Source organism: Mycobacterium sp. (assembly GCF_049683355.1).
Lineage (GTDB): Bacteria > Actinomycetota > Actinomycetes > Mycobacteriales > Mycobacteriaceae > Mycobacterium.
Genome location: NZ_JBAUJB010000002.1, coordinates 1 through 10,751, shown reverse-complemented (window position 1 = coordinate 10,751; position 10,751 = coordinate 1). Strand labels below are relative to the sequence as shown.

Here is a 10,751-nt window from a genome sequence, read left to right as displayed (position 1 = left end):
GGGCATCACCGAGACCCGCTTGCCGTCGCCGACGTAGGTGGTCCATTCCGTGGCGGCACCGATCGAATCGTCGGCGTCGACCAACCCGTTGAAGTTCACGTACCCGGCGTAGCGCCGGGTCACCGGGCCGCCCAGCACGTATTCGCGGGTGATCGAACTGGCGCCGTCGGCGCCGATGACGAAGTCCGCCGACACCGTGCTGCCGTCGGCGAAGGTCGCTGTTGCGGCGTCCGGATCGTCGTGCACGCTGACCATCCGCTGGCCGAAGTTGATCTCGTCGAGCCCGTAGGCCTGCATCAGCATCGACTGCAATTCGGCGCGGGCGATGGGGTAGGGGCGTTGGCCGACCTCGTCGATCAGGGGTTGCATCGAGAACCGGCACATGGTCTGGCCGGTGTGGCCGTCGAGGTAGCTCATCGTCTCGACGATTCCACCGAGTTCGGCGGTCTGGCTCTCCAGGCCGAGGTAGTTCAGGCATTTGACGCCGTTGGACCACACCGAGATCGCGGCACCGACGGGCTTGTTCTCGGTCACCCGCTCGTAGACCCGGGTGTCGATTCCGATCTGCCGCAGGGCGAGTGCCGCGCTCATGCCGCCCATTCCGGCCCCGATGATGACTGCTTTCACGACTCGACCACCCTCTCAGCTTCCTCGGTAGGTGGAGTATGCGAACGGCGACAACAACAGCGGGACGTGGTGGTGCTCGGCGGTGTCGGTGATCTCGAAGGCGATCACGACCTCCGGGTAGAACGCGGTGACATCGTTTGCGGCGAAGTAACTCCCGGTGTCGAAATGCAGCCGGTACCGGCCCGGGGCGAGTGCGTCGGCGAGTGTCTTGACCCGGCCGTCGTCGTCGGTCTGTGCGGCTGCCAGGGCCGCGCCGGTGGCGTCCGTCAGCGTCACGGCGACCCCGACGGCCGGCGTGCCGGTCACGGCGTCGAGAACATGAGTGCTCAGCGTGTTCACGGTGTCTCCTTGGACAGCAGCCGCGACAGCCTCAGCCGGTTGATCTTGGCCAACTCCGATCGCATCACTCGGCGCTCGGTCTCGGGGTCGTTGTCGATGCGCTCGGTGAGAATATCCAGCAGTTCTTCGGCTGTGCGGCCGCTGGCACACACCAGGTAGACGTAACCGAACTTGTCCTCGTAGCAATGGTTCTTCTCGGCAAGCTCGGCCTTGACCTCGGAGTCGGCGTCGGACACCTGTGCCTGCTCGAGCGCCGAGGAGGGGCTGTGGGCCGCCGATACCGAGGCTCCGATGCGCGGGTGGCCGTCGAGTGCGGCGTCGACCTCCGCGTCGGGCAACTCCGCCAGTACCCGGTCGGCGCGGTCGAGCAGCGCGTCGGCATCGCGGAACGGTCCCCCCGCCAGCACTCGGCGCGCCCAGATGGGCGACGAGCACACGTCGAACAGCAGGTGCATCCGTTGACGTTCGGACAGGCTGTTGAAGCCTTCGATGCCGAGTAGTCCGGTTGTCGCCATCTACAGGAGTTCGTCGAGTCGGCTGAACCGCGCTGCGGCAATCGGATTCGCGTCGGCGACCAGGTCGCTGAACCGGTAGTTGGCGATCTTGGCGACTTCGATGAGCGCGAAGGCCCTCTCCGCAGCGGGTGAATTGTCCATCCGCGACCATCCGTTCTTGAGCACCCGGTCGAAGTGCTCGGTCTCGCGGGCACAGATCACCAACGGGAAGCCGAAGTGTTCATGGTAGTGGTTGGCCAACTTCACCACGTCATTGTGATCGTCCTCGTCGAGATTGGACAGCGCGGTGTGGTCTACGGCCAGCGCATGGCCGGTCTCGTCCTCGGCGCCGAGATCGTGGAAGGCGTTGAGCAGTTTCAATTGCTGTTCCGAGGTGCCGGTCAGCACTGCTTCTTGGAACGCTTCCCGCAAGTGTTTGGTGGTGGCGAACGGCCGTTGTTCGTAAGCCCGTTCGACAGCCCAAGGCACGTCTTGCACAACGTGGCCGAACACCTCGTTGAAGCGCTCCCGGGGCATCGAGTTGACCTCGTTGAGGGTGATCGACCCGCCGCCGGCCACCCGGGGCCCGCGCGAGCCGGTGTGGAAGAACACGATGTTCAGCAGGATCGCGCTGACCGCGCCGATGCTGATGCCGCTGCCGAAGATCAGGTCGAGTCCGGTCGGCATGGCCTGCGCGATGTCGGGATAGGCGGTGACCCACAGCGCGAGCGCCAGGCTGGTGGTGACGATGATCAGGTTGCGGTGGTCGGTGAAGTCGACCTTGCCGAGCGTCTGGATTCCGACGACGGCCACAGTGGCGAACAGCGTCAGCGCCGCACCGCCGAGCACCGGGTTGGGGATCGACGCCACGACGGCAGCCACCTTGGGCAGGAAGCCGAGCAGGATCATGAACACGCCGGCCGCGGCAACCACCCAACGACTCTTGATGCCGGTGAGGCGCACCAGGCCGACGTTCTCGGAGAACGCCGTGTAGGGGAACGAGTTGAAGATGCCGCCGATGGTGGTGGCCACCCCGTCAGCGCGCAGCACGTTGCCGATGTCGTCGGCTTTGATGCGCTTGCCGACGATCTCGCCGGTGGCGATCGTCGACCCGGTCGACTCCACGGCGATGATCAGCATGACGATGATCATGGTCAGGCACGCGACGAAGTCGAACTTGGGCATCCCGAACACGAACGGGGGAGTGAACCCCAGCGCGGAGGCCTGGCCCACCCGGTCGAAGTGCATGTCACCGAACGCGTAGGCGACCGCACAACCGATCACCAGACCGAGCAGCACGGCGATGGTGGCCAGGAAGCCGCGGAACAACCGCTGGATCGCCACGATGATCACGATGGTGCCCAAGGCGTAGAGAAACCACCGGATGTTGGTCGGATCCGGTTCATGGGTCGCCGGGTTGGTGACGGCGTCCATGGCGCCGACGGGCACCAGGGCCAGACCGATGACAGTGATCAGCGTGCCGGTGACCACCGGCGGGAAGAAGCGCAGCAGCTTGATGAAGATCGGCGCGATCGCGAATGTGAAGATGCCGGCCACGATCACCGCGCCGTAGACGTAGACCATGCTCGCCGAGCCGCCGCCCTTGGCCAGGCTGATGGCGATGATCGGCGCCACCCCGGCAAAGGTCACGCCCTGCAGAAGCGGCAGCCGCACGCCGATCTTCCAGAACCCGACGGCCTGGATGATCGAGGCGATCCCGCAGGTGAACAGGTCGGCGGTGATGAGCATGACGAGTTCTTCATCGGTCAGCCCGACAGCGCCGGCGATGATGATCGGCACCAGCACCGCGCCGGCGTAGAAGGCCACGACGTGCTGGAAACCGTATGTCGCGAGCTGTGGGATGGGCAGCACCTCGTCGACCGGGTGCACACGCCTGGCCTGCCTGGTGTTGATGGGAGCCGCCATCGACCAAGGATCCGGCAGTTGGCGGCTCTTCGCATGTCGAGCGGTTCGCACACCGCTGCTTCTGCGTGCCACAATGGCCGGGTGCGCGCGGTGCTCTGGGACATGGACGGCACGCTCGTCGACTCCGAGAAGTTGTGGGACGTGTCACTTTCCACGCTCTACGCGTCCTTCGGCGGGGTGATGAGCCGCGAGACCAGGACAGCGCTGGTCGGGGCTTCTGCCGAAGAGACGATGGTGACCGTCTACGCGGAACTGGACCTGGAGCCGGATCCCGACGCGATGGCGGAGTCCATCCGCTGGCTGCACGACCACACCGCAGGACTGTTCGACAACGGGTTGCCGTGGTGTGACGGAGCCCGCGAGATGCTGGAAGCGCTTGCGGCCGAACGCACTCCGATGGCTCTGGTGACGAACACCCAAAGGGAGCTTGCCGAGCGGGCCCTCAACAGCATTGGCCGTCATTACTTCTCGGTATCGGTGTGCGGTGACGAGGTTCCGAACGGAAAGCCCGCGCCGGATCCCTACCTGCGTGCCGCCGAACTCCTCGGTGTCGAGCCGTCGGACTGCCTGGCGGTGGAGGACTCGGTGACCGGCACTGCGGCCGCGGAAGAGGCCGGATGCGCGGTGCTCGTAGTGCCCAACGACGTCCCGGTGCCGGGCGGGCGGCGCCGCAGACAGGTCGGCTCGCTGGCCGAGCTCGCCACCGCCGACCTCCGCAGGATTCACGCCGAAATCGACCGGCAGTGGCCGGGGCGCACCGCCTGACGGCGGCGATCGCGAAGTCCGCCCCTACAGGGGTGCATTGTGCGATCGTATCTGTGATCTATCTCTCATACCTCGGTGTGGAAGGGACGTGTCATGGGTGGCGGAGTGGGGGGCGGGCTTCCCGTCGACAACGAATTCAGTTCCGGACGCAGCGCCGCCCGGGTGGCGTCGGTGGCCGCGCTCGGCGGCTTGCTGTTCGGCTTCGACAGCGCCGTGATCAACGGCGCCGTCGGTGCGCTGCAGGAGGAGTTCGGGATCGATGACGCGACGCTGGGGTTCGCGGTGGCCTCGGCGCTGCTCGGTGCCGCTGTCGGGGCGTTGACCGCGGGTCGGCTCGCCGACGCGATGGGCCGGTTGTGGGTGATGAAGATCGCCGCCGCGCTGTTCCTGATCAGCGCGATCGTGACCGGTATCGGAACCGACATCTGGGTGATCGTGGTGTTCCGCATCGTCGGCGGTGTCGCCGTCGGCATCGCCTCGGTGATCGCCCCCGCCTACATCGCGGAGACGTCTCCCGAGAGAATCCGCGGCCGGCTCGGCTCGTTGCAGCAGCTGGCCATCGTGTCCGGCATCTTCGTGGCGCTGGCCGTTGCCTGGGCGCTCGCCGAGATCGCCGGTGGCTCCAATCAGGAGCTGTGGCTCGGTATGCAGGCGTGGCGCTGGATGTTCCTGGCTGAGATCATCCCGGCGCTGGCTTACGGCCTGCTGGCCTTCACGATTCCCGAGTCGCCGCGCTATCTTGTTGCCACGCACCGGATCCCGGAGGCCCGCCGGGTCCTGACCAGGTTGCTGGGTGAGAAGAACCTCGAGATCACCATCAGCCGCATCCAGGACTCACTGCGGTCCGAGGATCCGCCGTCGTGGCGGGATCTGTCCCGGCCGCTGCGCCAGGGTGCGACGTCGTCGACCCCGGTCGTCTTCATCAGGCGGTACCTGTGGTGGCTGCTGTCGCTGTTGGTGGTGCTCGCCGTGGCGGCGTTCGGCGTCGGCGCCTGGCCCCTGGCGGCGGTGTTCCTCGCGATGGTCATCGGGGTGGCGCTGATCGGCGGCCTCTGGGGCATCGTCTGGGTCGGCCTGGGCCTGTCGATCTTCCAGCAGTTCGTCGGTATCAACGTGATCTTCTACTACTCGAACGTGCTCTGGCAGGCGGTCGGGTTCGACGAGAGCTCGTCCTTCACCATCACTGTCATCACCTCGGTGACCAACATCGCGACCACCCTGGTCGCGATCGCGTTGATCGACAAGGTCGGTCGCAAGCCACTGTTGCTGGTCGGCTCGACCGGCATGGCCCTCACGTTGGGGACCATGGCGGTGATCTTCGGCACCGCACCGCAGGTCGACGGCCAACCACAGCTCGGCGACATCGCCGGGCCGGTCGCGCTGGTGGCCGCGAACCTGTTCGTCGTCGCGTTCGGGATGTCGTGGGGGCCGGTGGTCTGGGTGCTGCTCGGCGAGATGTTCCCCAACCGCATCCGCGCCGCGGCACTGGGGCTGGCCGCGGCCGGCCAGTGGACGGCGAACTGGCTGATCACCGTCACCTTCCCGGGCCTGCGGGACTTCCTGGGACTGGCGTACGGGTTCTACGCCCTGTGTGCGGTGTTGTCGTTGGTGTTCGTCTGGCAGTTCGTGGGGGAGACGAAGGGCAAGGCTCTCGAGGACATGCACAGCGACGCCCGGCACCACGAGCCCACCCAGACCTGAGCGATCGCTGACCGGCTGTTCGCGGACTAGACGAGCGGCATGAAAGAATCGCTGCCCGTGAAGACCTTCGATGCGCTGTTCGCCGAACTGACCGACCGGGCGCGCACCCGCCCCGCCGGCAGCGGCACCGTCGCAGCGCTCGACAAGGGTGTGCACGGCATCGGCAAGAAGATCCTCGAAGAGGCCGGTGAGGTGTGGCTGGCCGCCGAGCACGAGGGCGATGAGGCGCTCGCCGAGGAGATCAGCCAGCTGCTGTACTGGACGCAGGTGTTGATGGTGTCGCGGGGCCTGACGCTCGACGACGTCTACCGGAAGTTGTGAGCATGCTCAGAGTGGCGGTACCCAACAAGGGCACGCTCAGCGAGCCGGCCGCCGAGATCCTGTCCGAGGCAGGGTATCGGCGTCGCACCGACACCAAGGACCTGACCGTCGTCGACCCGGCGAACCAGGTCGAGTTCTTCTTCCTGCGGCCCAAGGACATTGCGATCTACGTCGGTTCCGGTCAGCTGGACCTCGGCATCACCGGCCGCGATCTCGCCCAGGAATCCGTGGCGCCGGTGCGCGAGCGGCTGGCGCTCGGCTTCGGTTCGTCGACGTTCCGGTACGCGGCCCCCAGAGGACGGTCCTGGCGGGTCGAGGATCTCGAGGGCAAACGGATCGCCACCGCGTTCCCCAACCTGGTACGAAAAGACCTGACCGCCCGGGGGATCGAGGCGACGGTGATCCGCCTCGACGGCGCCGTGGAGATCTCGGTGCAGCTCGGCGTCGCCGATGCGATCGCCGACGTGGTCGGTTCCGGTCGCACCCTTGGCCTGCACGACCTGGCGGCATTCGGGGAGTCGCTGTGTGATTCCGAGGCGGTGCTGATTGAGCGAGACGATTCGGACGGGCCGGGCGGATCCGGTGGCAACGGCGAAAAGGCCGCCGCCCGCGATCAATTGGCCAAGCGCGTCCAGGGTGTGGTGTTCGGCCAGCAGTATCTGATGCTGGACTACGACTGCCCCCGCACTCTGCTGGAGCGAGCCACCGCGGTCACGCCAGGGCTGGAGTCCCCGACGATCGCTCCGCTGGCCGACCCGGCCTGGGTCGCGGTGCGGGCGTTGGTTCCCCGGCGGGATGTCAACGCGATCATGGATGAGATCGCCGCGATCGGCGCCAAGGCGATCCTGGCCTCCGACATCAGGTTCTGCCGCTTCTGATCTTGACGCGTGGCGCGGTCGCCCGTGTTAGCGTCCGGAGGTCCGTCCACCGCCCGGAGGTCCGATGACACAAGCCCTCGTCATACTGCTGGCGCTGTCGATCGGTGTGATCGCGGGGTTACGCGCCATGACGGCTCCGGCCGTGGTCGCCTGGGGCGCGATGCTCGGCTGGATCGACGTCGCCGACAAGTGGTCGGAGTGGATGGCACATCCGATCACCGTGACGGTGCTGACCATCTTCCTGGCAGCTGAGCTGGTCACCGATCAGCTGCCGAAGACACCGAGCCGCAGGTCTCCGGTGCAGTTCGTCAGCCGGCTGATCACCGGGGCGTTCGCCGGCGCGGTGATCGGCAGCGCCTTCTTCCACACCTTCAGCGCGACCGGCGCGGGCGTGATCGGCGCCGTGCTCGGCACTCTCGGCGGTGCCGCGCTGCGCGGTCGGGTGGCCTCCGCCAACAACGGAAACGACCGCCCCGGCGCGTTCGGTGAGGACGCCCTCGCCGTCGGTGGGGGCTTCTTGGTCGCGTTCCTCGTCAGCCTTGTCTAGGACGTGAGATGACAGAGAAGTTCGACGCGATCATCGTCGGCGCCGGCCAGGCGGGTCCGCCGCTGGCAGGCCGGCTCACCGCCTCAGGCCAGACCGTGGCGGTGATCGAACGCAAGCTCGTCGGCGGGACGTGCGTGAACTCCGGCTGCATCCCCACCAAGACCCTGGTGGCCAGCGCGCACGCGGCACACCTGGCCCGGCGTGGCGGCGAGTTCGGAGTGAACACCGGCCCCGTCACCGTCGACATGGCCAAGGTCAAGGCGCGCAAGGACCGCATCAGCAACGGCGACCGGGAGGGCATCGAGTCCTGGCTGGAGGGGATGAAGGGCGCCACGCTGATCCGCGGCCACGCGCGCTTCGAGAGCCCGCACACGATCCGGGTCGACGACCGGCTCCTCGAGGCCGACCGGATCTTCCTCAATGTCGGTGGCCGCGCTGTGGCACCGGACATGCCCGGGCTGGCTGACATCGATTACCTCACCAACGTCGGGATCCTCGAACTCGACACGGTGCCTGAGCATCTGGTGGTCATCGGCGGCAGCTACATCGCGCTGGAGTTCGCCCAGATGTACCGGCGGTTCGGAGCCCGGGTGACCGTCGTCGAGCGGGGCCCCCGGCTGACCGCGCGCGAGGACGAGGACGTCTCCGCGGCCATCAAGGACATCCTGGAGAACGAGGGCATCGACGTGGTGCTCGGCGCCGACGGGATCCGCTTCGCCAGGGGCGACGGTGATTCCGGCGGCTTCACCGTCACCCCCGAAGACGGTGCGGAACCGATCGCCGGCAGCCACGTGCTCGTCGCGGTGGGTCGCCAACCCAACACCGACGACCTCGGGCTGGAGGCGGCCGGGGTGACGACCGACCGCCGCGGCTACATCGTCGTCGACGACCAACTGAGGACCAACGTCGAGCACATCTGGGCGATGGGGGACTGCAACGGACGAGGCGCCTTCACCCACACGTCCTACAACGACTTCGAGATCGTCGTAGCGAACCTGCTCGACGATGACCCTCGCAAGGTGAGCGACCGCGTCACCACCTATGCGCTCTACATCGAACCACCGCTGGGCCGCGTGGGGATGACCGTCGAGGAGGTCCGCCGGTCAGGCCGCAGAGCATTGGTGGGCAAGCGCCCGATGACCCGCGTCGGCCGGGCGGTCGAGAAAGGGGAGACGCAGGGCTTCATGAAGGTCGTCGTCGACGCCGAGACCGAGCAGATCCTCGGGGCCGCGATCCTGGGTGTGGGCGGGGACGAGGTGGTGCAGGACATCCTCGATGTGATGACCGCCGAACTGCCCTACACCGCGATCTCCCGCACGATGCACATCCACCCGACCGTCGGCGAGCTGGTGCCCACGATGCTGCAGGATCTCAAGCCGCTGCAGTAGCCACCCGCCCGGCGATCAGCTGCCGGGTGACCTCGGCGACGCGCTGCCCGAGGTGTCGACAGGTCGCCTTGTCCGCGGAGTGGACCCGGTCTGCGTCGGCGTCCACATCGGTTGCCGCGCCGGCGCCTAGCCAGAACCCCAGCCGGTTGAGGTCGTGCTCACTGCTGTTCGAGCTGTTCCACCCGGCGCCCAGGCCCAGGTTGACCCAGTCGTGTGGTGCTGGGCGGCGAACACCGCGAGCGAAACCAGGGACTGGACCTTGTCGCCGCTCTTGGCGCCGGAGCGCGGCCGGCTCAGCGTCCTACGGAGAGGTGGTGGGAGCCGCGAGGTGAAGTTCGGCCAGCGACCAGGCCAGCTCGAACTGCCGGCGGGCCTCGTCGATCATCGGCGCTGCACGAGCAGCGTCTGTGCGCAGGTGCCGATGAATCCTTGCCGGTCGAAGATCTCCGCGGTGGTGACCCCGATGCCGTCCGGGCCGATCGACCCACGCGCCCGCAGCCCGAAGTCCTGCCCGGAAGGCAGGCGGTGCAGATGCACGACGGTGTCGGTGTTCATGAAGACGAACTGTTGCGGGTCCAGCGCGGCGCCTATCCCGTTCGCCGAATCGACCACCATCGCCAGTCGCTGCAGCGCCGTCGTCGGCTCCGAATCCACCAGCGGTACAAGAGGACTCAGCCAGACCGAACCAGGCGCACCCTCCTCGGTGGCCTGCCTGCGCCAGCTGACCGCCTGCAGATATCCCGGCGCCCCCTCCCACGCGTGGGCGACGGGCTCCGGATCGCCCTCCACCAGCGGCGGGTATCGGTCGGTGGCGGCGTCCGCGGTGTCGCTGGGAGCGAGCAGCCAGGCGGTGACGCGGGCAACCGGTCGGCGGCTGCCGTCCGGGCGGTCGGTGAGCATCTCGGCGGACATCATCGAGATCCGGCTGCCCGGCCGGTCCACCCGTGCCCGGACCCGGACGATGGCCACCGGGATGGGCCCGAGGATGTCCAGCGTGAGTCGGCCGATCCGCAGCCCCGACCCCGCGGCGAGGTTCTCGATGGCCCTGGTCAGCAATGCCAGAGGCGGGGAACCGTGCTGGATCTCGGGATCCCAGTTGCTGCGGGTCCCGTCGGTGGACACGAAGAGTTCGTCCTCCCCGTCGACGCCGTGCCGACGGAACATGCAGTCGATCACGCAGCCGGCTCCGCAGCCTGCAGCACGGTGTCCGGGTCACCCTCGTCGACCACCTCGGGCCAACCCGGATACGGCGGGGGAGTGCCGCCGAACACCGGGCAGTGCGCGTGATGGGCACACCAGTCGCACAACCGCGACGGCTGCGGCCGAAAGTCGCCTGTCACACCGGCCGACTGGATGGCCCGCCAGATCGCCATCAACGTCTTCTCGAAACGCAGCAGTTCGTCGAGATCGGCCGAGTAGTCCAGCACCTGGCTGTCGGCGAGGTAGAGCAACCGCAGCCGGGTGGGCAGCACGCCGCGCGACCGCAGCAGGGCGACCGCGTAGAACTTCATCTGGAACATGGCCTTGAACTCGGCCAGCGCCCGTGCCTCCGGCGGTGCCTTGCCCGTCTTGTAGTCCACCACCCGCACCTCACCGGTGGGAGCTACGTCGATTCGGTCGACGAAGCCGCGCAGCAGCGTGCCGTCCTCGAGCTCGACCTCCACGCGCTGCTCACAGCTCTGCGGGTCGAAGCGGGTGGGATCCTCGAGCCGGTAGTACCCCGACAGCAACTTCCGCGCCTGCTCGAGCAGCTCGGCGTGCAACG

At 67.5% G+C, this 10,751-nt stretch carries 12 protein-coding genes and 1 pseudogene; 6 read left to right on the top strand and 7 right to left on the bottom strand.

The features are described from left to right. The 4 genes from WA944_RS00070 to pbuX all read right to left on the bottom strand — a co-directional run. A partial coding sequence (locus tag WA944_RS00070; RefSeq protein ID WP_526646028.1) for an FAD-dependent monooxygenase occupies window positions 1-627 on the bottom strand: 627 nt, incomplete at its 3' end. Between the two features lie 15 nt (window positions 628-642). Beyond that, window positions 643-966: a hydroxyisourate hydrolase gene (uraH, locus tag WA944_RS00065; RefSeq protein ID WP_526373818.1), complete on the bottom strand. Its 324-nt coding sequence runs from the start codon at window positions 964-966 to the stop codon at window positions 643-645. Next, window positions 963-1,481, bottom strand: coding sequence for a 2-oxo-4-hydroxy-4-carboxy-5-ureidoimidazoline decarboxylase (gene uraD, locus WA944_RS00060; protein WP_526373817.1), 519 nt, complete (start codon window positions 1,479-1,481; stop codon window positions 963-965). The genes uraH and uraD overlap by 4 nt, the downstream gene beginning before the upstream one ends. Further along, complete coding sequence (gene pbuX / locus WA944_RS00055) at window positions 1,482-3,386, bottom strand: PbuX/PucJ/PucK family nucleobase permease (RefSeq protein WP_526373816.1); 1,905 nt, start codon at window positions 3,384-3,386, stop codon at window positions 1,482-1,484. An 81-nt stretch (window positions 3,387-3,467) separates the two neighbouring features. Between pbuX and WA944_RS00050 the strand changes: the two genes are divergently transcribed. From WA944_RS00050 to WA944_RS00025, 6 genes are all read left to right on the top strand, one after another. Continuing rightward, the gene (locus WA944_RS00050) at window positions 3,468-4,151 is read left to right on the top strand and encodes an HAD family hydrolase (RefSeq protein WP_526610288.1); all 684 of its coding nucleotides are present in this window, start codon (window positions 3,468-3,470) and stop codon (window positions 4,149-4,151) included. A 93-nt stretch (window positions 4,152-4,244) separates the two neighbouring features. Then, complete coding sequence (locus WA944_RS00045) at window positions 4,245-5,852, top strand: MFS transporter (RefSeq protein WP_526373814.1); 1,608 nt, start codon at window positions 4,245-4,247, stop codon at window positions 5,850-5,852. A gap of 39 nt (window positions 5,853-5,891) precedes the next feature. Beyond that, complete coding sequence (locus tag WA944_RS00040) at window positions 5,892-6,173, top strand: phosphoribosyl-ATP diphosphatase (RefSeq protein WP_526373813.1); 282 nt, start codon at window positions 5,892-5,894, stop codon at window positions 6,171-6,173. A 2-nt stretch (window positions 6,174-6,175) separates the two neighbouring features. Continuing rightward, window positions 6,176-7,051 (top strand): ATP phosphoribosyltransferase, encoded by an 876-nt coding sequence (gene hisG, locus WA944_RS00035; RefSeq protein WP_526373812.1) that lies wholly within the window; start codon window positions 6,176-6,178, stop codon window positions 7,049-7,051. A gap of 64 nt (window positions 7,052-7,115) precedes the next feature. Continuing rightward, the gene (locus WA944_RS00030; protein WP_526646026.1) at window positions 7,116-7,598 is read left to right on the top strand and encodes a DUF4126 family protein; all 483 of its coding nucleotides are present in this window, start codon (window positions 7,116-7,118) and stop codon (window positions 7,596-7,598) included. Window positions 7,599-7,606: 8 nt separating this feature from the next. Next, the gene (locus WA944_RS00025; protein ID WP_526373810.1) at window positions 7,607-8,986 is read left to right on the top strand and encodes an FAD-containing oxidoreductase; all 1,380 of its coding nucleotides are present in this window, start codon (window positions 7,607-7,609) and stop codon (window positions 8,984-8,986) included. Here the strand turns inward: WA944_RS00025 and WA944_RS00020 are convergent. The 3 genes and pseudogenes from WA944_RS00020 to WA944_RS00010 form a co-directional block, all read right to left on the bottom strand. Beyond that, window positions 8,970-9,268 (bottom strand): annotated as a pseudogene (locus WA944_RS00020) (NADPH-dependent FMN reductase); the annotation flags it as partial. The gene WA944_RS00025 and the pseudogene WA944_RS00020 overlap by 17 nt on opposite strands. 99 nt (window positions 9,269-9,367) lie before the next feature. Then, window positions 9,368-10,162 carry an acyl-CoA thioesterase domain-containing protein gene (locus WA944_RS00015; protein WP_526373809.1) on the bottom strand — a complete coding sequence of 265 codons (795 nt, stop codon included), beginning with the start codon at window positions 10,160-10,162 and terminating at the stop codon, window positions 9,368-9,370. Next, a partial coding sequence (locus WA944_RS00010; protein WP_526373808.1) for a RecB family exonuclease occupies window positions 10,159-10,751 on the bottom strand: 593 nt, incomplete at its 5' end. The genes WA944_RS00015 and WA944_RS00010, both read right to left, overlap by 4 nt.

Excerpts from the sequence above, each read along its gene's own strand:
- uraD (WP_526373817.1), bottom strand. The coding sequence starts at position 1,481 with ATGGCGACAACCGGACTACTCGGCATCGAAGGCTTCAACAGCCTGTCC.
- pbuX (WP_526373816.1), bottom strand. The coding sequence starts at position 3,386 with ATGGCGGCTCCCATCAACACCAGGCAGGCCAGGCGTGTGCACCCGGTC.
- WA944_RS00045 (WP_526373814.1), top strand. The coding sequence starts at position 4,245 with ATGGGTGGCGGAGTGGGGGGCGGGCTTCCCGTCGACAACGAATTCAGT.
- WA944_RS00040 (WP_526373813.1), top strand. The coding sequence starts at position 5,892 with ATGAAAGAATCGCTGCCCGTGAAGACCTTCGATGCGCTGTTCGCCGAA.
- hisG (WP_526373812.1), top strand. The coding sequence starts at position 6,176 with ATGCTCAGAGTGGCGGTACCCAACAAGGGCACGCTCAGCGAGCCGGCC.
- WA944_RS00030 (WP_526646026.1), top strand. The coding sequence starts at position 7,116 with ATGACACAAGCCCTCGTCATACTGCTGGCGCTGTCGATCGGTGTGATC.
- WA944_RS00025 (WP_526373810.1), top strand. The coding sequence starts at position 7,607 with ATGACAGAGAAGTTCGACGCGATCATCGTCGGCGCCGGCCAGGCGGGT.